This window comes from Pseudoalteromonas ardens, from assembly GCF_030125445.1.
In the GTDB taxonomy this organism is placed as follows: Bacteria; Pseudomonadota; Gammaproteobacteria; order Enterobacterales; family Alteromonadaceae; genus Pseudoalteromonas; species Pseudoalteromonas ardens.
Genome location: NZ_JASJUV010000001.1, coordinates 1 through 19,828 on the forward strand (window position 1 = coordinate 1; position 19,828 = coordinate 19,828).

Genomic DNA, 19,828 nt, shown 5'->3' on the forward strand with positions numbered 1-19,828 from the left:
TGCACGTTTCAGCTTTTTGAGTACAGCTATGCGCTGCGCATAGTCGGGTGCCGGATCGCGGCTATAGGCAGACTGCATTGCCTGAAAGTTCATTTCTAGCAATGTGTGTTCAGATACTGTGGTCATATTCGTCATGGGTGCAGGCCTTGTTTTGGCGAGTTTTGCAAAGTGATTTACACGATAATAACGCCGTTACGAAGATGTGGAAATAAAAGTACTAAAATTAACCAAAAAAATCATTTCGGTTTTTAGAGTATTTGTATGCCTAAAGAGACAAGCGAGATCGCACCGGGATAGCTTTAATATGGCGTTCACGAATTGCTGCTAGTGTAAGCGTGACAGGGACATCTGCAAACCATGCGCTGAGTGAGGGAAAATGACGATAAACCGACTATTTACTAACGTCTGTACAACCAACCTGACCGAATCCCGTGATTTTTACACGTCGTTGTTCGCGTTTGATGTCAGGTATGATAGTGACTGGTTTATTCATCTGGTATCACAGAAATCGGGCCTTGAGCTCGGGATTATTTTAAAGTCTCACCCCATCGTGCCCGAGCAGGCAAGACAAAGATCGTCTGGCATGTATCTGACTTTTGTCGTGGACATGGTTAATCCCATCTATGATAGAGCAAAAGTGCTTGGCTATGAGGTAGTTCAAGCTCCCGAGGCGACAGAGTATGGGCAAATGCGATTGTTACTTTTAGCCCCTGAAGGGACGCTCTGTGATATCTCATCGCCCATTGAAACGCGATAGGAGTATCAACAAATAGGCCGATTTTGCCTGCTATCCTGAACGAAATAGGTAAACTGTGCGTATTGTAAGGATAAATCCAAATACAGGGGTAGCGTGTTGAACAACAAATCGCGTCGAGTTCCGTCCAGTCGTCTGAGCAGGCTAGCTCACTTTGGCGGGCTGGCAGGAAAAGTGGCATCCAATGTCATGATTGCTGGCGCCAGGCAGGCCTTGAGTGGCCAAAAAGCCAGCCGTTCGGAGCTGTTACTCCAGCCGGGTAACATACAGGCAGTTGCTGATAAATTGTCCCATTTGCGCGGCGCGGCTATGAAGCTGGGGCAACTGCTCTCAATGGATGCCGGGGAATTGTTACCTGCTGAGTTAGCTGCTTTGCTGGAACGGCTCAGAGCGGATGCCGCGCCTATGCCACATAAACAGCTGGTTGCGACGTTTGAAAAAGAGCTCGGCTCAGATTGGCTGGACAAATTCAGTCATCTCGATTTGAACAGTTTCGCCCGAGCTTCAATAGGACAAGTACATAAGGCGACCTCTGAGCAGGGTCAGGCACTGGCCATTAAAGTGCAATATCCCGGCGTTGCCGATAGCATTCATAGCGATGTTGATAATGTTGTGAGCCTGATTAAACTGTCAGGCTTGTTGCCAAAAACCCTAAACATAACGCCTTTAGTTGAAGAAGCCAAAGTACAGCTACTGGCTGAGACTGACTACGTGCAAGAAGCCAATTCACTCGCGGCGTTTGCAAAGGCGCTGGCAGGTAATCCTCACTTCAAGGTGCCAAACAGCTATCCTGCTCTGAGTACTCAGCATTTACTGACTATGGAGTTTGTGGAGGGTAAGCCCCTTGAAGACATGACCTTCTTGCCTCAAACCACCCGTGATGAGCTGGCTTTTCGATTAATTGAGCTGTTTTTCACCGAGATGTTTGAGTTGGGCATGATCCAGACCGATCCGAACCTGGCAAATTACCAGTACAACCCAGACACTGGGCAGATTATTCTGCTCGATTTCGGTGCAACCAGAGCCATTTCGCCGGCATTGAGTCAGAGCTACAAAGCTTTGCTTCTGGCCGGTGCTGAGGGCGACCTTCAGGCTTTAAAGCAAGCAGCCTGTGAGATCGGGTATTTTTCTCAGGACATAGATCCGGCCTACCAACAAGCCGTGTTGTCTTTGTTTGAGCTGGCAATTTCACCATTGCGAGCCGAAGCTCCGTTTGACTTTGCTGCCAGTGGACTCGCAAAGCAGATCAGTGAACAGGGCAGACAATTGAGCATGCAGTCCAGGCAGTGGCATACGCCACCGGTAGATGCTTTGTTTATTCATCGGAAGCTGGCGGGGTTGTATCTGATAGCTGCCAGGTTGAAAGCGAGAGTTGATCTTCGGCCTTTGCTGAGTGTGTTGAGTCACTAACATACCCCGGCGTATTGTTTATGGGTTGTTTGTAATAAAGAAGCAATTGAGTCTACTTTACAGATATCTTATAGTCCTCATTTTGACGACAAAGAGAACTATTATGATTAAACGGATGATGGGAGCGACACTGCTGATTGCCTCATTTGCTTCTACTGCGGTCACTGATATTGGGCTTGGTACATTAAAAGGCGTTAAGGTTTATGACTTTGCCAGCAGTAAAGAGATTCGATTGTATTTTGGTAATGACGTACAGTACGAGATGGCAGGTTGCAACAAAACGGCAACAATAACGTACAGCAAGCACAGTGCGGATAAAATGGATCACTTTTTGAGCCTTGCTTTAGCCGCTTACATGTCTGGTAAAAAAGTGCGTTTAACATCGGCTTCAGATACCTGTGAAGTGAGTCTGATGTCACTTCAGGAATCGCGTTTCTAGTCTTTTTGAATAAAAATGACAAGTGTGTAATTCTTAGTAAATAGGGTTATGACAGATGAAAAAAATGAACATAAACGCTTTGGTTGCTGGTATGCTGGCGCTTGTGTCTCTGGGGGCTCAGGCTACAGTGACAAGTGGTGGCTATTATAAAATTGATAAGCTTTACACGTGGGCAGACTACACTGATAACGTTTTTTTAATCACGTTGGAGTCGCAAAGTGCCTCTGCACAAGAAAATTGTCCGTTTGGGTACTGGCTGGACAAATCGTCCACGACCAATGGTAATATTTTCAGTGCTGCACTTGCAGCTTATCACGCAAATACAAAAGTACTTATTTACGCTGATGAAACCGCTGACTGGAGCGGGTTGCGTTCTAAGGAGTGTAAAATAAAGTCCATTGTCAGCGAGTAGACGGGATTCATAGCAGCGCGAGTGCAAAACAAAGTGCTGTTACTATTTCACGTTCCTTTCACACCGATGAGTTCAAGCTGGATCCCATGTTAAATCATTCAGGGATCCAGATATGGCTTTGTCACTCGAGGTCAGTGACCTTAATCACAGTATAAAACTGCACAATGGTACACAGCTGGCATTAATAGAAGCTCTGTCGCTGCACATTGAAGCCGGCGAGCACATTGCGATAGTGGGGGCTTCCGGGTGCGGTAAATCAACATTGCTGTCTTTATTAGCTGGCCTGACACCTGTGCAGTCCGGACAAGTAACTTATCGCGCTAAAAGCCAGGCGCTGAATTCCAGCGAAATACTCGCGCACAGCGGCTTTGTATTTCAACAGTTTCATTTGTTACCTGAGCTCAATGCGCTTGAGAATGTTGCACTGCCTTTACAGCTGCGAGGTCATCGTGATGCGGCTCAGCAAGCAACACACTGGCTGACGCAAATGGGGCTGGAGCAGCGTCTTACGCACAATGTGACTCAGTTAAGTGGCGGAGAGCAACAAAGAGTGGCCATTGCCCGTGCCTTGTGTGTCAGGCCACAGGTGCTGTTTGCGGATGAACCCACCGGCAATCTCGATGAAACCACTGCGGAGCATGTGATTGATTTGATGCTAAGTGGCGCCAGGCAAAGCGGTACCTCACTGCTGTTGGTAACGCATGATATGGCATTGGCAAAGCGGGTAGACAAAGCGTTTCGTCTCAGTCACGGGAGGCTTATGTTATGTCAATAGAGCAGGCAGCAACGAGTTATCTGGCAAGGCAGCAACAAGTTGCGCCCGGCTATGCTGTATGTGCATTTGCCCTGGTGCTTTGGCGTCAGGTATTGCAAGGCAAATACTGGCTCACGTTGGGCGCCCTGAGTATATTGTTTTTTTACTTGCTGCTTAGCAGTTTACTGGGTCAGGGCGTTGAGCGGTTTTTGGCATACAATCTCCAGGCTACTTTGGGTGCCGATACCCAAGTGACGGTGCGGCGAACCTGGCAGGAACCGGAGCTAACCTGGATAAGGGCACACAGCGACTCCCACAGTTTGCAGTCTCAATACCGTGTTACTCTGAGTCATCAGTCGCATCATCAGCCTGTGCTTCTCAAAGCCGTTGATAGCAATTACCCGCTTCAGGGCGACATTCATATCAGTCTGAGTAAAGCGCTCAATACACAGCGTGTGCAACAGGGGCCGTCACGCGGAGAAGTTTGGCTGGAACCCAGGCTGGCGGTTGCTCTGGCGGCTGAGTTGGGTGATACCATCATGCTGGGGGGCACGCAATTACGTGTCTCTGCGCTGTTGCAGCTTGAGCCCGACCGAATATTAGAAGGCTTTGGCAGCGATATGCGTGCCATGGTATCTGACGCCAGTTTGCGCCCCGAACAACTTACTCCTCATTTCAGCAGAGCGTTAATGTTACACACCAGGTTGTCTGAAGAGGAAATTACCCGATTTCAATCCAGTTCTCCCACAGCGCAGATAGTCAGCAAGTCGCTCAATAATTACCCACTGGCAAAGGTCTGGGAGCGGGTGCAGAATTTTCTCGGACTGCTGAGCCTGATTATCGTCTTACTGAGCGTGTTGATCCTGTGGCTGTGTAGTCAGGTACAAATTCAGCCGCTGAAGAAAAGCGTATCGGTTTTACTGGCCTGTGGCATGTCACGGCGCATGCTGCCGGTACTGGCGATCATCGCGGGCGCGATGATCTTAATGCTGAGTTTGCTTCCTGCGCTTATCTTGTCGCTACTGGCAAGCCATGGGGTCAGCCATATCGCGCAGGTATACATTGACGGGTTTAGTCTGCAGTGGCAGTGGCAAGATTTACTGGCTGCCTGCGCATTGGCCACGGTTGTGTATGTTTTCATCGCATTACCTGTGTGGCTGTCTTTGCTTCAGGGAGACATTCGTTTGCTTCTGGAGCAACGGACCGAGCCTAAGCGCTGGCGTTGGCTGGCCATGTTAAGCCCTGTGGGGCTGCTGGCAGCCCTGGTGGTCAATTACACCGACAACTGGTTGCTCAGTGGTATGTTGCTGAGTGGGTTGGGGGTGTGCGTGCTACTGGTGCTTTTCGTGACCTGGCTGGTGCTGCGGTTTGGTGGTTATCTGTTGCCAAGTTCCTGGGTGCTGTCAAAGTTCAGTCTGTTGCTGTTACGTAAGCGCATGTCGGTCAAGCTGGTGCAAATCACAGCGCTGGGCCTGAGCGTCACCTTGTTACTGCTGTGTTTCAACATGGGGCGAGATGTGACCAGCATGCTGTCACTGTATCTCTATCAGAATCAGGGCAATGTGTTTGTTAGCCGGGCGGATGATGAGCAAAAAGCAGCGCTGGAATCTTTTGTTGGTCGATATCAGGGCCACATTAAAGAGATGAAGCCCTTTCAGTTGGCACAGGTAACGCACATCAATGGCATAGCAATATTAGCGAGGGATGTTCAGCCCAGTGATACTTTGCGCCGTCTGGAGCAACCTGTAAATCTGCATTGGCGGGCACAAGCACCTGAAAATGTGCAGATCACACAGGGGACATGGACTGATGCCTTTGCCCAGACGGGGGTTTCTGTCGATCAGGAAGTGTTTGAAGATTTGGCGCTCTCAATGGGTGACAGGGTGCAGCTTGTCGTTGGTAGTGAGTCCGTTGAAGCCAGTGTCACTGCTGTTCATCGGTATAAGCCCGGTGGCAGCTCAGTAACATTTTGGTTTGTATTGCAGCAAAGCAGGCCGCCCAGTGCCGCAGAGCCCATCTATCATATGGGCGGTGTCGAGCTAAATGCGCAGGGCGTAGCGGCAATCGGCGCGTTGTGGCGTGCACACCCGCAGTTGCGCCTTGTTACGGTGGACGCTTTGTTGGAGAAGATCCGGGCGCAGGTTCAGGCATTGATAACACTGGTTCTGAGTTACGCTGCGTTTATTGTGTTGCTTAGTAACTTGCTGATGGTGGCAGCGATTCAGACCCATATGGAAAAAGACCAGATACGCAACGGACTGCTGCTTAGCTTTGGGCTGTCACCAACACAAGGCCTGAAGATCCTCTTGTTTGAGTGGCTGATGGTGACCCTGATCCCGGCTTTATGCGCTGTTGGTGCAATCTACAGCTTTATAGACGCATTTTATCAACAGAATTTGGCTATGCCTTATCAGGGCAGTCTGATAATGATGCTGGCTGAGGCCCTCGCTATTGCATTGGTGGTCGCCGTTAGTGGCATTTTACTTAGTCGTAAGCAATTGCGTAGCAGCGCCATGGAATTACTAAACGAAGGCGGTTAACTCCAGGGTTAACAGCGGCTATGACAAAAAGATGAACGAAGCGTGAAGAAATGCAAGCGAACCAGGGGAAGCCCCACATTTAGGTACACTTACTGACAGTTCGCAACAGGGTTAAACAACCTTGGACAAGCATACTACAGAATCGAGCAACGCATTCATCTAGCCTTAAGTCTCCTCATAAGGACTGGCCCGGATTGTCTGGGCTGGAAGACAATCAAATGGAAAAGGACGAAGGTATGCTTGACTTGATGGGTAAGAAAATGACGGGGTGGAAACCTCTGAGCTTGGTGAGTGCAGCTTTATTTATGGCTGGTTGTGGTAATAGTAATGATGATCATGCGCTTGCTAAACATCGGGGTGTGTGGGTGCAGCAGGGTACGGGTAATCTGTGGCAGTTTGATACAGATAATTTACGGCGTTTTCAGTACAACAACCATGGATGTGTGCTGATTGAAACGCATCCATACAAAGATTTGGATGACCTGGATAAGTATCTAAAAAGTGATAAGAGTACTCTGACGCTGACCACTCATGCGACGAATGACTGGGTGTTTGCAAAGCAATCTGAAATGCGTGAGCAGTGTAAGCCGAAGCAACGCCTCAGCGGTGACGACCCCATTGCCAACTTTGAGTACTTCTGGCACACATTTAATGATTACTATGCGTTTTTTGAACTCAGAGAAATCGACTGGCAGGCGGCGTATTCGGCATATCGGCCACAGATCAATGCTGATACCACGCCAGAGCAGCTCGCAGACGTGTTTGAAGCCATGCTCGAAGACTTCGATGATGTGCATGTGTCACTGACTGATGACAAGCGCTTTGAGGCTTCAGGTGAAGGCGATACAGAATTGTATGAAGACTTAGCCTGGCTTATGCAGCAACGCCATGGAGATGACTGGGAGGCGCACATTGATCTGGCCTACAACAATCAGTTAAATGCATTTGCTGAAATAACTAGTTTGTATCTGTCCGATAAACAACTAACAAGATATGAAAACAGCAATGCGCTTGGGTGGGGTAAACTGGATGGTAACCTGGGCTATATTCGTATAGACCGTGAGTCTGCTATGCTGGCCAGTGAAGAAACCGATGCAGACAGTTTCTTTGATGTCATTTCACAGGCAAAGCAGGATATCGAAGACACCCAAACGTTAATGCGTGAAGTGATGAAAGACCTGGCTGACAGCGATGGCATTATCATTGATCTGCGGGTTAACGATGGGGGATTTGATGGGGTGTCATTGGAAATCGCACGCTTCTTTAATGCCAAAGAGCAGACAGTGGCATACAAGCAAATCCTCAATGCTGATCATCAGCAGGATAAACAGGCGCTAACACTTAAAGCCGCACCCGATCAGGCTTATACTAAACCCGTTTATGTACTGACTGGCGAGTTGGCTTACAGCGCAGGTGAAGTGTTAACTCAAACTCTCAAATCCTTAGAGCATGTAACGCTAGTCGGCGGGGCAACTAACGGTGCGGTCTCTGATGCGTTGGATTTTACGCTGCCAAATGGGTGGACTGGGTCGTTGAGCCACCAAACCTATTCCGACCTCAATAACCAGGTACTTGAAGCCGCTGGGGTTGTGCCGGATATCGCGGTGCCCGTTTATACGACAAAAGAAGTTGAATGGTCGTCGGATAACGTGCTCGATTACGCTATTCAGGCAATGGGCGCAACGCCAGGCCGGGGTTTCGATTTCACCTCAGTTGACCAGGCGTTTACGCAAGGCCTGGCGGATATGGACATTCCAGGGGTTGCTGTGGCGGTTATTAAAGATGGCCAGATCATTTTTGAAAAAGGCTACGGTATCGCAAATTTAGAGACCAATCAGCCCATGACCGTCCATGCGCCAATGAATGTCGGCTCAACCAGTAAAGCAGTGATGGGGACAGGCTTCATGCAGTTGATAGAACAAGGCCTGCTCAGTCTGGACACGCCGCTGGCGCAAATGAATTTGCCATTTGATATTACACACCCGAATGCAGAGCGCGATATCACTTTGCGCCACTTAGTGACACATACCTCAGGCATTAGTGATACACAGCTATACAATTGTAGCTACTACATCCACGGCACCAACTTGTCTTTGTATGCGCAGGGCGGACATGAGCTATGTGAAGAAACCACGCTGACAGATTCGACTGAGTTCTACCAGGCATATTTACTGCCAGGCGGCCAGTATTTCACGGAGGATGTCTATCTTGGTGAAGGCAGTGTGCCGGCGGGCAGCATTCATAGCTACAGCAATGTAGGCGCAGGTCTGGCTGGGTATGCGGTCGAACATCTGCTTAATATCAGCCTGGTTGACCAGATGAAGCAGAACTTGTTTGCGCCTTTGGGGATGAATAATACTCATTGGGATTACACTCAGTTATCAGAGGAGAATCCTAAAACGCCTCAGTATACGATAGATGGTGATGGGGTTGCGCAGTACGTACCTGAGTTCAGCTATCCTACCTTCTTTGACGGAGACCTGAATTCGTCAGCTCACGACCTGGCACGCTTGTTAATTGCTATCAGTCAGGGTGGCACACTGGATAATGTCAGGGTGTTGAGTGAGCAAAGTGTTGCAAATATGCTGTCTGTACAAACAGAGGTACCGACTTACTGGATGGACACACAAGGGCTCTTTTGGTTCTGGCAAGGCCCATTTATGGGTCATGACGGAGGAGATCCGGGCACCCATACAATCATGACCTATAACCCCTACACTAAAACGGGGATTGTGGCGCTGTCGAATGCCGAAGACGGTCACTATGGAGATGGCTCAAATATGTTACGTTTACAGACTCACCTGGCTGCGTTTTACCGTGCCGGTGTAGCACATCGGGAGTGATACCTGAATAAGGAGGGCTTATGCCCTCCTTATTACTATAGCAGGGTAAACCCTTGCGGAGCTTTTGGCGCTTCAAACTGATACAGGTTGACATAAATGATCACCGGCTTTTTCTGGCCCGGATAGCTGAGTTCATACTTATCCAACATACCACCGCCAAATGGCATTGACTGATCGTCAAACGGGCAACAGCTGCCAAGCCGTTTTACCTTTACAGGCTCACCATTGGGGCCCGTCAGGCTCTGAAAATACTCTATATGGCTGCCTTCGTACTTAGAGCCACGTAAAAAGCCGCCAAGTTTGACAGGTTTATGGGCGACATAGCCATATTGAGGATCGCTTGCGGTAAATGCAGCCTCTCCCTTGATGCCTAAGTCGCGTGAGGTGCTCTGACAACCGTTTAACAGCGCGAAAAAGATGACGAAGAGTGCATATTTCATATCAAATTTCCTGTGGTGAATTTATAGACGTTGTTATTGATTGTATTGCCAAATGCTTCAAAACTGAGTGTACCAATTTGTTTCGCGCCAAGCCGATGGTAAAACTGGTTCGCAGCGTTTTCAGTCCAGGTGTAAAGCCACACAGGCGTACCAAATTTCCTGGCGGTCTCCTTTAATAAGGCACGTCCTACACCTGTGCCCTGACATGACTTGAGCACATAAAGCGTGTCAATTTCATAGCCATTGTGCGGCGTCTGATAGTGGCTGGCCAGGTTAAGCAGAATATAGCCTTGTAACAGGCCACTTTTTTCTCCAACAAGTAGTCGATAATCAGGCTGTTCGAGTAATGACTGAAAATAGGACACTTTGAAAGTGCTGTTTACGTATTCAAGGTACTCTGATCGGAGCCCGTCAGTGGCGTATGTGTCCAACCAAACCTCTGCAGACAGCTGGGCCAGGTTCTGACAGTCCTGCTCTGTTGCATTGCGGATCATCAGGGCCGCTTTGTTGTCTTTACTCATTGCTCCTTGACCTGTTTCGACGGATGGATAGGTAATAACAAAACACTCAGCACAATCAGGGACAGGTTGGTGGTTACCGGATTAAATGCTTCAAACAAAATTACAGGTTGTAGTACTGCAACCGCCAGTAGTAACCCAACTAGTGCCAAAATATTCAGATAGATAATGGCTGGTGTTCGATACCAGATGTAGAACACAACGGCCCAGATTATTTCTCCAATACCCGCACAGCGTATCAGCAGGTGCGTTAAATCGTCTTCCAGGCCCAGGCTGGAAGAAATCTGCCATTCCAGTGGCGCAATATGGAGTAATTTGGGGACTAAGCCGTGATAAAACCAGGCGAAAGCGATTGTTAAACGGGCTAATAGAGTAATGGGCATGGGGAGTAACGTATAAAATTCATATAGATATATTACCCAGTGTATGTATTTGTTCCGGAATTTAAAGTAATTTGGACAAACTTTACTACGCAGGGAGCCAAATAAATGGATATTAAAAAGTTACCTATCAGCGTCTGGCTTGTCGTACTGCTCTTGTTAGTCAGTGGTTGCAGTAGGGGTCAGACGATAGAGCCTGTTAAAGCAGAATATGCTGACAGTAACTTATATCAACACATGGATCTTTTGCTCGCGGGTTTAGTATCGGACTTTATTCCCGGCGTGAGCGTTTATATTGAAACGCCGAATGGCGGATACGCTGCCAGTGCAGGGTATGCAGATCTGGATACTCTGACGCCTATGACCAGCCAGAGCCGGATCCCTAACGGGAGTGCGGGAAAAAAGCTGATTGGATTACTGGGGGCCATACTGGACGATAAGCAGTTACTTAGTCTCGATGAGCCGGTATTACCCTGGGTGCCAAAAGGTATGGCAGGTCGCATTCAGAATCTTGAAATTATGACATTGCGTCAGCTGCTTAATCACAGCACTGGAATCTATGAATACAATGATGTGGGGGAGCTGGATTTTATTCGGGCGCAACTTGCAGACAAAGCACATCGCAAAGGCAACCGGTTTGCACTGCAATTTGTTCTGGATCAGTCACCTTATTTTGAACCAGGTGAGGGTTTTGCCTATTCAAATTCCGGCTATGTATTGGCAGGCGTAGTGATCGAAAACAAGTTAAAACAGCCTCTTGGTCGACTACTGCACGAGCATGTACTTGAGCCGCTGGGGCTCAGCGAAACTTTTGTTAAAGGGTATGACTGTGCGGCTGATGACGTAGCAGCTGGCTATTTTTTCAATATGGATGAACCTGACTTTGTGCTGCCATACCGTCAGCGATACAACACCAGGCAACTGATTGTGAATACCGCATTAGCAGATGCACCGGTTGCATCCAGTGCGCAGGATATGGCAAAGCTACTCAAATCCATTATTGTCAAAAAGCAGCCTGTTAACGAACGTATTTATCGCAATATGGTCGGTGACAGGCATTTACAAACGGCCCGTTGGTTGCCGAGTTTTATGGATGGGGCTTTGTATTATGGTTTAGGGGTGATGGTTGAAAAGCATGAAGGCGGCGTTTTATACCATCATGGCGGCAATGAGTTTGGTTTTATCACACAAAGTGTTTATCTGGCCGAGCAGGACGTGGCGATTGGGTTGATCGCCAATTGCGGTGCGCAGGATGAGTGCGATGAACCTGTTATTGCGCTGACTCAGACACTGATCACGCATTTTTTCGCTAATAATAGCGACTAAGTGGGTTCCCCTGAGTTTCCAGTAGATGTGCTATGCTCTGCCGGGTTTCGTCACTTTTATTCTGGCTCAGCTTAAATGTCCCTGTGATTGACTCAATCTCAATTTTGAAAAAAAACAGCTGCGAAAATAACTTCGTGATTTGATTTTCACTGAGCATGGACATATCCCAGGGGTTAACGGGCGACTCAAATTGTTTTAGCTGCTGACGCAATGCTGAGCGTTTCTCCTCTGGGTTGGTGATTTGTGTGAGCTGTCCTCTAATATGCACTGTGGCGTAGTCCCAGGTTGGCAGCGGCAGGCCTTTCACCTGGCTGGGAGATAAATATGCATCCGGCCCTCTGAACAACACCTGGAGATGGGCTTTATCCAGTTGCGTGAGCGGATTCGCTGGATTGGCATGCCCTAACAAGTGGGTTTTGTCATGGTTCAAACTCAAAGACATGTGAACAAAAGGAGTGTCTGAGTTTGGCACAACCAAGGTTGCCAGTGGGTGTTCATCTATCAGTTGCCAAAGGCGTTCGGTATTTTGCTCTGAAAAGGCGCGGCGTGGATAACTCATAACCAGCCCTCCAGTTTACTTTTTACGTCAGGCCACATGTCATCCGTGATCGCAAACTGAGCGGTGTTGCGAAAAGCATCAGGCGCGACACGCTGATCTTTGAGTATAATTCCTTCAAACTGTGCACCCAGGCGGGAGATTGCTGAGCGCGATGTCTGATTGTGTTCGTGTGTACGCAGTTGCACGCGTACCAGACCCAGTGTTTCAAAGGCATGTTTCAGTAACAGATATTTTGCATGGGTATTGATATGGCTACGTTGCCATTGCTCGCCAATAAAGGTGTGGCCTATTTCAGCACTGAGGTTGGTTTTGTGTAATCTGAACAAGCGGGTGCTGCCTGCTACCTGGTTGCTGTGTTTGTCGATGATCACCAGAGGTAGCTGAACATCCGGGTCAAATTGCGCAGAGTGTTCAAACCAGTGTGTTAGGGCTTCATCCGACTTGCAGTAATTGTCCAGTACCCAGGTCCATAACTTGGTCTGCTCAGCGAAGCCACGTAAATGTGGCAGATGTTCACGAGAAAGTGGCTCTAGTCGTACTTTGTCTGATCCCAGCGTAATTTGCTTCAACATAAGTCTTTACTCCAATAACTGTGTTTCAACTAGGCTCAGCTTAATCTTTTCTGGTAGGTTATAAACAACCAGAACTCTATTTTTAACTAGACCAGATTGGTTTGTTCCAGACCTGGTTGGGAGAGAAAGCATGTTGACCGGTGTACCACTGACTCAGGATTCACCTAAACACATACAATTGGCCGAACAGATCTGTGTTGCAATTAAGCAGGGGCATCTGCGGCCTAACGATCCGCTGCCATCGGCCAGAAAGCTTGCGCAGTTATATGGCATTAATCGCCATACCGTGATGACCGCATTGCAAAATTTGGTGGCTCAGGGTTGGCTGTCCTCTGAGCAAAGGCGCGGTTACCGGGTTAATCAGGCCTTGCCGATTGAGTCCAGTCAGCACATTGCAAAGCCAAGCGCACAGGTCAGGGACATACAAGCTGATTTTGCGTTATCGCTGTCGGCAGGTGAGCTAAGTGACAGAGAAAATACTGCGTATGAGTATAGTTTTGCCGGAGGCCTGGCCGATCTTATGGAATTTCCCTACGATGAATTTCGCCGTCATCTTAGTCAGGCTTGCCGTGCCGTGAATGTTGCACAGCTGCACTACGGTAATTGCAGCGGTGAGCCGGCTTTGAAGCAGCAGCTGCGGCACTATCTGCGCCGTGCTCGCGCTTTAGAATGTGATGATCTGCTGGTGTGTAATGGCTCTCAGGAGGCGTTGTTTTTGATTGCCAAAGCCTTTATCAGAAGCGGCGAGGGCGTAGCGGTGGAATCACTGGGTTACCCGCCGGCACATCGGGCGTTTGAGGCATGCGGTGCGACACTGCACGGCATTGCCCAGGATAAAGAAGGGCTGAATGTTGACAGCCTGCGCGCCTGCTTCGAACAGAATCGGATTAAGCTGCTGTACTTAACGCCCTTACACCAGTATCCGACTATGGTGACCTTATCCATTGGACGCCGGATGGCAATATATCAGCTATGTGCAGAGTATGGTGTGTTTATCATTGAGGACGATTATGACCATGAGTTTCATTATCGTTGCCCACCGTTGCAGCCAATGGCTGCGAGTGACCCTCACGGGATTGTCATTTATGTTTCGACATTCTCGAAAATCATGTTTGCCGGCGCCAGAATGGGCTATTTGGTGGCCAGAGCAGATGTACTGAGTGAACTAACATCACTTAAGCAATTGATGAATCACAAAAACGACATCCTACTGCAAATGGCTCTAGCAAACTGGATGGCCAGCGGCGAGTTTGAACGTCATTTAAGACGTATGACCAAGCGCTATCAGGTTCGATGCGATGCATTGGCTTCTGAACTCCAACGCTATCAGCAGTCCGGGTATCCATTGACCTTTACTGTGCCAGATGGTGGTATGGCATTTTGGGTGAATACACACCAGGACGTATCTGGTTTGAGTGCCCGTGCCGCAGAGCTGGGAGTTTATGTTCAGACCGAAGCTGAATTCTGGCGGTTTCCACAACAACACTATACCCATATTCGTCTTGGTTTTGCCGGTCAAAATGAACAAAAAATGCGTATTGGGTTGTCGCGCATCATCTCGTTACTTTGAATTCTGAATGACGTTCAATACATCGTTGGCATTTGAAATGCAGACCCGGATCACAGCCCGGAGCGCTCAATTATTTGTGTCATGATTAATATATTCATACCAAACAGTAATTTAATGAAAAACAATTCTGCCCATTTTAAGTGTTTGAGGGGGTGCAACAGACGAGTAAAAATATAACCAAAGTGTAACTATTTTGTTTTTATTGTGTCTTTTGGTTTTTTGAATGTTGACTTTTGTGCGTCGCTGCGGCTAGTTTTATTAACGGATGTTGCAATGATTGTTTCATTTCAATATCAATTGGTTCACAATAATGATAAGGATAATAACTATGAAGACAACAATAAAAGCTTTTGCGCTCGTAGCCGGTACTCTGTTTGCGGGCTCTGCCTTTTCAGCACAGGTTGTATGTGACGTTTACCCAAAATCTAATGGCAGCAGTTGGGGTAATGGTACAGCTAACTGTTCTGGTTTTGACTATTCATTCGGCAGATCAACCAATGGTCGTTATTACCTGAAAGACGTTACTAAGTCTATTCAGGAAGTACGCTGGGAAGGCGATGCGCGATGTACTGGCGGTACTAGCTGCAACGCGACCATTCGGGCGTATGCCAGTAATAGCGCATCTGCACTGATCCTATACAAAGACGGCACCTGGGAAAGAACTAATTCGGCAAGCGCGTTTTACGAAACGGGCCACTAGGGTATTGCCTGACGTTGTCGCACTAATACGGTTAGCACCGATCAATGCGGCAATTAATTGTTTTGTCTTGTTCTACTATAGATAAGGAATATATTAATGAAAACAACAATAAAAGCGTTTGCCCTGATAGCGGGAACATTCTTTGCGGGCTCTGCATTTTCTGCACAACTGGTATGCGACGTTTACCCTAAAAGCGGCGGCCACAGCTGGGGTAACGGCACAGCTAACTGCTCAGGCATTGATTTCTCATTCGGCAGCTCTACGGGTGGACGCTTCTACCTGAAAAATGTCACTAAGCCTATCGAACAAGTAAGCTGGAGTGGAGATGCACGCTGTTCTGGAGGCACAAGTTGTAACGTCACAATTCGTGCATACAGCAACACGTCTGCTTCGGCATTGATCCTGTACAAAGATGGTACCTGGGAGCGCACTAAGACTGCCAGTGCGTACTACGAAACAGGTCATTAACCACTGATGAGAGGCCCAGTGCTACTGGGTCTCATTCATTTGAATCTTGCTCTTCCAATACTGCTTTACCATCCTGCCAGCTAACGATAAACACCTTATGAAATTCATCCTCGCGAATACTAACAGCCTCTCCGCTCAGTAACTTTACCAGCTCCGGTGTGGTGTTACTGTGACCCGCAACCACAATAGTCCCCGAGTAGGTCTTGAGTTGCGTAGCAAAATCAGCCAATGCCCGTGGGTCATACAATTGCACTGGTACTGAGGTCGCCTTGCTCAAAGGGGCCAGCGTCTGTCTTGTCCGGTTGTAATCGGTTGAAAATAAACGGTCCGGGTTCAAAGGTGCCAGCAAGATGGCGAGCCTTTGTGCCCTTAGTTGGCCCTGTGGCGTGAGTTCAGGATCCTTGCCCTTCATTTTTTCTGCGTGGCGCAGCAAAACAATCTGCTCTGGCTGCGCATATACAGTAACCGAAGCGAGCGTTATCAGTATCAGGAGTAGGGTTTTCATTGTATTTATTATCCTTAAAACTAAAGCCAACAGTGTGTCTAATTTTGTCCCTGATAGCAAATTGCGCCAGCCAGGGCCGTCCTGTCCGCTTTCGGTGATCTGTCCGGTTTTGCTTAAAATAGCGGACACTTTTTCCGTCCGCGGACACATCCCTTCATGTATAAAATTCATCAAATCATTTAAAAACAATAAGTTAAAAGTTGGCACGACTCTGGTATTTATTTTACCAAACCGATGACAGGACACTTCGACATGCACAGGGTTATGGTTTTGCCATTGAGCAATGTTGAAAGCAGAACCTGACAGTGACGAAGTGAATAAGACTAAGGAGTACTCATGATTAAAGACACCAGTCAACAGGATTTAGTGGTGAAGCCCGCAAGAGTGAGCTGGAAAAAGGCCGTTGGTGCGATTGCGCTGATTGGTGCTTTAGGCGTCACCGCACGTGCCATTTCTATGGCTGATACCTCAGGTCGCTCATTTGAACTCAGTGCTTTGCAGGTAGCAACGGTATCGCAAGGAGAGTTTGTACGCGATATCCTGGCCAGTGGCAGAATTGTCGCCGCGAATGCTCCGCAAGTTTATAGCCCCGAAGAAGGCTTTGTTGATTTACTGGTAAAAGCGGGTGATACCGTGGCAGCCGGTGACGTCATTGCCAGAGTAGTCAGTCCGGCGCTGACCAATGAACTAAAACAACAGCAGGCTGAGCTGGCTCGTTTAAGCGATGGCCTGGCACGGGAGCAACTGGAGGTCAGGCGCGAGACTTTGGCACTTAATCGCAGTCTGGAACTGGCTAAGGTGACACTGGATGCTGCTGAGCGCGAGAACCGTCGGGCCCAGCTTTCCATAAAGAAAAACCTGATCAGCCAAATTGACCTTGAAGAAGCGGTGGATGATTTAGCACGTGCCAGGCTGAATTACCGTCATGCTCAGCAGGAAGTTGCGCTGGGTAAAGATACCCTGGCGTTTGAGTTGGCTGCGGCGAGTAACCTGGTAGAGCGACAGCAACTGGTTGTGGATGAACTACAACGTAAGGTGAATGCATTGGATATCAATGCGCCGGTGAGTGGATTAGTCGGTAATTTACTAGTACAGACTAAGGCTGCGGTCTCAGCCCAGCAGGCGTTGATGACTTTAGTTGATTTATCCGCCTATGAAGCGCAACTGCAAGTGCCTGAAAGTTATGCTAATGAGCTCGGTCTGGGCATGAGTGTGGTACTGCAAGTTGGTGCCAGCGAAGTGTATGGTAAGCTCTCTGCGATTTCTCCGGAGGTCAGCAATCGGGAAGTGACGACCAGAGTACGTTTTGATCAAAGCGATATTGGTGGGATCCGTCAGAATCAACGTTTGTCTGCTCGCATCCTGTTGGATCACAAAGAAGATGTAATGAAAGTGCGCCGGGGGTCATTTATGAATGCAGGCGGAAACGTTGTTTACCGCATTGAAGGTGAAGTCGCGACGCGTCTGGATGTGCGCACTGGTGCATCCAGTGTCAATGAAGTGGAAATCTTGGATGGCCTGAAACCTGGCGATCAAATCATAGTGTCTAATTACGAACAATTTGAACAAGCACCTTTAGTGCAACTGAGATAAAAAAAGGATAACAACAATGCTAGATATGAAAGCGATCAGTAAAGTTTATCAAACTGACATGGTACAGACTCATGCACTTCGGGATTTTAATTTGCATGTGGCTGAAGGAGAGTTCGTGGCAGTGACCGGTCCATCGGGCTCAGGCAAAACCACTTTTTTGAATATTGCAGGCATGCTGGAGCCTTTTAGTGGTGGGCAGTATTGTCTGGACGGGGTCGATATCGGAAAACTCAATGATAACGCCAGAGCTGACCTAAGAAACCAGAAAATTGGCTTTATTTTCCAAGGCTTTAACCTTATTCCAGACCTTAACCTGTACGAAAATGTAGAAGTACCTTTGCGATACCGTGGTATTAAATCGGCAGAACGTAAACGTCGGGTAGAGGAGTGTCTTGAGCTGGTAGGCCTGGCTGGGCGGGCCAAGCATTTACCTCAACAATTATCTGGGGGTCAGCAACAACGTGTTGCGATTGCCAGAGCGCTGGCAGGGCGACCGCGCTTTTTACTGGCGGATGAGCCGACCGGTAATCTCGACAGCCTGATGGCACGTCAGGTTATGGAGCTACTGGAGCAAATTAACCGCGAGGGTGCAACCATTGTGATGGTAACCCATGATCCTGAACTGGCACGTCGGGCACCGCGCAATATTCAAATTGTTGATGGTCGGGTGACAGACTTTACCCTGTATCAGGGCCGTTCATCTGAAGCGCCGATAGCAGCAGGAGGTTAATATGTTTGTTCATTACATTGATCTGGCCTGGCGCAGTTTGCGCCAAACGCCCATGGTGACCTTCTTGATGATCTTAGCCATCGCAATTGGCATTGGGGTGACGATGACGACTTTGTCTGTATATCACATGATGTCTATGGATCCGATCCCACATAAGAGCGATCGTTTATTTGCGGTGCAATTACAAACGATGGATGACGGTGAAACTTGGCTAACAGATGACGACATTCCTTATCAGTTAACTTATCCGGATGCCATTAATCTTGCGGCGTTACCAGGTGAGTTTGCGCGTGCGGCAATGATCCGCGCCGGGTTTTCCGTTCACCTTAATACACCAAGGAGTAAGCCCTTCATTGAAAATGCACGCGTAACCGGACGCGACTTTTTTAGTATGTTTGACCTGACTTTCATTCATGGCGGGGCCTGGACAGAAGCACAATCTCGTGATGCAGCACCTGTGGTTGTGATAGATGAGGAAATGGCACAACAGTTATTTGGTAGGACAGACGTTGTAGGGGAATCGCTGTTTCTTGGTGAGCGTCGCCAGGAAATCGTGGGCGTGACACAAAAATGGCGGCCAACCATTAAATTCTATGACCTGAACAATGGCAGCTTTGGTAAGGCAGAGCGACTATTTGTCCCTTTTAGCCATGTGAAGGCCTATGACGTTGATACCTGGGGCAATACCAATGGCTGGAAATTTGAAGAAACCCGGGACTTTAACGATAAAATGAACTCTGAAATGCTGTGGATCCAGTTTTGGGTGCAGTTAGACACACCGCAGCAACGTCAGGCTTTTGGTGACATGCTGATGGCCTATATGCAACAGCAACAAAATCAGGGGCGTTTTAATCGTGACACGCTGGCGTATTCATTGCAGGACGTCAACGCCTGGATGAACTACAACGATGTCATCAGTGAAGACAATAAAATACTGGTCGGGTTAAGCTTTATGTTTCTCGCTGTGTGCGTGGCCAATATTTTGGGATTGCTATTGGCCAAGTTTATGCGCCGTGCCGCTGATGTGGGTGTAAGGCGAGCGCTGGGCGCCAGTAAGCGACAGGTGTTTTATCAACACCTGGTAGAAGTTGGCTTGCTAGGCCTGCTTGGTGGCGCGCTGGGGGTATTATTTGCACAATTGGGTTTGCTGGGAGTACGTCAGACCTATAACTATTATGAAAGCCTGGCCAATATGGATTGGGTGATGCTGCTCAGTGCGCCTGCTATCGCAATCTCAGCCTGCATTCTGGCTGGGCTTTATCCGGCCTGGCTTGTTTGCCGAACCACACCTGCTACCCATCTGAAAGTGCAATAA

The 19,828-nt window shown here is 48.3% G+C and carries 20 protein-coding genes; 14 read left to right on the plus strand and 6 right to left on the minus strand.

What is annotated here, in order from left to right; all coding sequences use genetic code 11:
• The first annotated feature begins 376 nt into the window (after positions 1 to 376).
• The 7 genes from QNM19_RS00005 to QNM19_RS00035 all read left to right on the plus strand — a co-directional run bounded on the left by QNM19_RS00005 (position 377) and on the right by QNM19_RS00035 (position 9,152).
• A complete protein-coding gene (locus QNM19_RS00005) occupies positions 377 to 757 on the plus strand; it encodes a VOC family protein (RefSeq protein ID WP_049863735.1) in 381 nt (126 codons plus the stop codon).
• A gap of 186 nt (positions 758 to 943) precedes the next feature.
• Positions 944 to 2,164 carry an ABC1 kinase family protein gene (locus QNM19_RS00010; RefSeq protein ID WP_284026419.1) on the plus strand — a complete coding sequence of 407 codons (1,221 nt, stop codon included), beginning with the start codon at positions 944 to 946 and terminating at the stop codon, positions 2,162 to 2,164.
• Positions 2,165 to 2,267: 103 nt separating this feature from the next.
• Complete coding sequence (locus QNM19_RS00015) at positions 2,268 to 2,603, plus strand: hypothetical protein (protein ID WP_049863736.1); 336 nt, start codon at positions 2,268 to 2,270, stop codon at positions 2,601 to 2,603.
• Positions 2,604 to 2,658: 55 nt separating this feature from the next.
• Positions 2,659 to 3,015, plus strand: coding sequence for a hypothetical protein (locus tag QNM19_RS00020; RefSeq protein ID WP_284026131.1), 357 nt, complete (start codon positions 2,659 to 2,661; stop codon positions 3,013 to 3,015).
• Between the two features lie 112 nt (positions 3,016 to 3,127).
• Complete coding sequence (locus QNM19_RS00025; RefSeq protein ID WP_049863738.1) at positions 3,128 to 3,790, plus strand: ABC transporter ATP-binding protein; 663 nt, start codon at positions 3,128 to 3,130, stop codon at positions 3,788 to 3,790.
• Positions 3,781 to 6,309, plus strand: coding sequence for an ABC transporter permease (locus QNM19_RS00030; RefSeq protein WP_049863739.1), 2,529 nt, complete (start codon positions 3,781 to 3,783; stop codon positions 6,307 to 6,309). The genes QNM19_RS00025 and QNM19_RS00030 overlap by 10 nt, the downstream gene beginning before the upstream one ends.
• A gap of 236 nt (positions 6,310 to 6,545) precedes the next feature.
• Positions 6,546 to 9,152: a serine hydrolase gene (locus QNM19_RS00035; RefSeq protein WP_284026132.1), complete on the plus strand. Its 2,607-nt coding sequence runs from the start codon at positions 6,546 to 6,548 to the stop codon at positions 9,150 to 9,152.
• Between the two features lie 35 nt (positions 9,153 to 9,187).
• Here the strand turns inward: QNM19_RS00035 and QNM19_RS00040 are convergent, their stop codons facing one another.
• The 3 genes from QNM19_RS00040 to QNM19_RS00050 are packed head-to-tail and all read right to left on the minus strand — an operon-like array spanning position 9,188 to position 10,493.
• Positions 9,188 to 9,592 carry a hypothetical protein gene (locus QNM19_RS00040; RefSeq protein WP_049863742.1) on the minus strand — a complete coding sequence of 135 codons (405 nt, stop codon included), beginning with the start codon at positions 9,590 to 9,592 and terminating at the stop codon, positions 9,188 to 9,190.
• Positions 9,589 to 10,113 carry a GNAT family N-acetyltransferase gene (locus QNM19_RS00045; RefSeq protein ID WP_082225372.1) on the minus strand — a complete coding sequence of 175 codons (525 nt, stop codon included), beginning with the start codon at positions 10,111 to 10,113 and terminating at the stop codon, positions 9,589 to 9,591. The genes QNM19_RS00040 and QNM19_RS00045 overlap by 4 nt, the downstream gene beginning before the upstream one ends.
• Positions 10,110 to 10,493 carry a DoxX-like family protein gene (locus QNM19_RS00050; protein ID WP_049863743.1) on the minus strand — a complete coding sequence of 128 codons (384 nt, stop codon included), beginning with the start codon at positions 10,491 to 10,493 and terminating at the stop codon, positions 10,110 to 10,112. The genes QNM19_RS00045 and QNM19_RS00050 overlap by 4 nt, the downstream gene beginning before the upstream one ends.
• Positions 10,494 to 10,598: 105 nt before the next feature.
• Here QNM19_RS00050 and QNM19_RS00055 point away from each other — a divergent pair, with 105 nt between their 5' ends.
• On the plus strand, positions 10,599 to 11,816 hold the full coding sequence (locus QNM19_RS00055) for a serine hydrolase domain-containing protein (RefSeq protein WP_284026133.1): 1,218 nt from the start codon (positions 10,599 to 10,601) through the stop codon (positions 11,814 to 11,816).
• Here the strand turns inward: QNM19_RS00055 and QNM19_RS00060 are convergent.
• Together QNM19_RS00060 and QNM19_RS00065 are read right to left on the minus strand one after the other, a co-directional pair.
• Positions 11,800 to 12,375: an FMN-binding negative transcriptional regulator gene (locus tag QNM19_RS00060; RefSeq protein WP_284026134.1), complete on the minus strand. Its 576-nt coding sequence runs from the start codon at positions 12,373 to 12,375 to the stop codon at positions 11,800 to 11,802. The genes QNM19_RS00055 and QNM19_RS00060 overlap by 17 nt on opposite strands.
• Complete coding sequence (locus QNM19_RS00065) at positions 12,372 to 12,947, minus strand: GNAT family N-acetyltransferase (protein WP_284026135.1); 576 nt, start codon at positions 12,945 to 12,947, stop codon at positions 12,372 to 12,374. The genes QNM19_RS00060 and QNM19_RS00065 overlap by 4 nt, the downstream gene beginning before the upstream one ends.
• Positions 12,948 to 13,077: 130 nt before the next feature.
• Between QNM19_RS00065 and pdxR the strand changes: the two genes are divergently transcribed.
• The 3 genes from pdxR (at position 13,078) to QNM19_RS00080 (ending at position 15,685) form a co-directional block, all read left to right on the plus strand.
• Positions 13,078 to 14,517 (plus strand): MocR-like pyridoxine biosynthesis transcription factor PdxR, encoded by a 1,440-nt coding sequence (pdxR, locus tag QNM19_RS00070; protein ID WP_049866441.1) that lies wholly within the window; start codon positions 13,078 to 13,080, stop codon positions 14,515 to 14,517.
• A gap of 328 nt (positions 14,518 to 14,845) precedes the next feature.
• On the plus strand, positions 14,846 to 15,217 hold the full coding sequence (locus QNM19_RS00075) for a hypothetical protein (RefSeq protein WP_049866440.1): 372 nt from the start codon (positions 14,846 to 14,848) through the stop codon (positions 15,215 to 15,217).
• Between the two features lie 96 nt (positions 15,218 to 15,313).
• The gene (locus QNM19_RS00080) at positions 15,314 to 15,685 is read left to right on the plus strand and encodes a hypothetical protein (RefSeq protein ID WP_049866439.1); all 372 of its coding nucleotides are present in this window, start codon (positions 15,314 to 15,316) and stop codon (positions 15,683 to 15,685) included.
• A gap of 31 nt (positions 15,686 to 15,716) precedes the next feature.
• On the opposite strand, the gene QNM19_RS00085 is transcribed toward QNM19_RS00080, so the two are convergent.
• Complete coding sequence (locus tag QNM19_RS00085) at positions 15,717 to 16,190, minus strand: SixA phosphatase family protein (protein WP_049866438.1); 474 nt, start codon at positions 16,188 to 16,190, stop codon at positions 15,717 to 15,719.
• A gap of 336 nt (positions 16,191 to 16,526) precedes the next feature.
• Between QNM19_RS00085 and QNM19_RS00090 the strand changes: the two genes are divergently transcribed.
• The 3 genes from QNM19_RS00090 to QNM19_RS00100 are packed head-to-tail and all read left to right on the plus strand — an operon-like array spanning position 16,527 to position 19,828.
• Positions 16,527 to 17,783 (plus strand): efflux RND transporter periplasmic adaptor subunit, encoded by a 1,257-nt coding sequence (locus QNM19_RS00090; RefSeq protein ID WP_284026136.1) that lies wholly within the window; start codon positions 16,527 to 16,529, stop codon positions 17,781 to 17,783.
• A gap of 16 nt (positions 17,784 to 17,799) precedes the next feature.
• Positions 17,800 to 18,513 (plus strand): ABC transporter ATP-binding protein, encoded by a 714-nt coding sequence (locus QNM19_RS00095; protein WP_058798225.1) that lies wholly within the window; start codon positions 17,800 to 17,802, stop codon positions 18,511 to 18,513.
• Between the two features lies 1 nt (position 18,514).
• Complete coding sequence (locus QNM19_RS00100) at positions 18,515 to 19,828, plus strand: ABC transporter permease (protein WP_284026137.1); 1,314 nt, start codon at positions 18,515 to 18,517, stop codon at positions 19,826 to 19,828.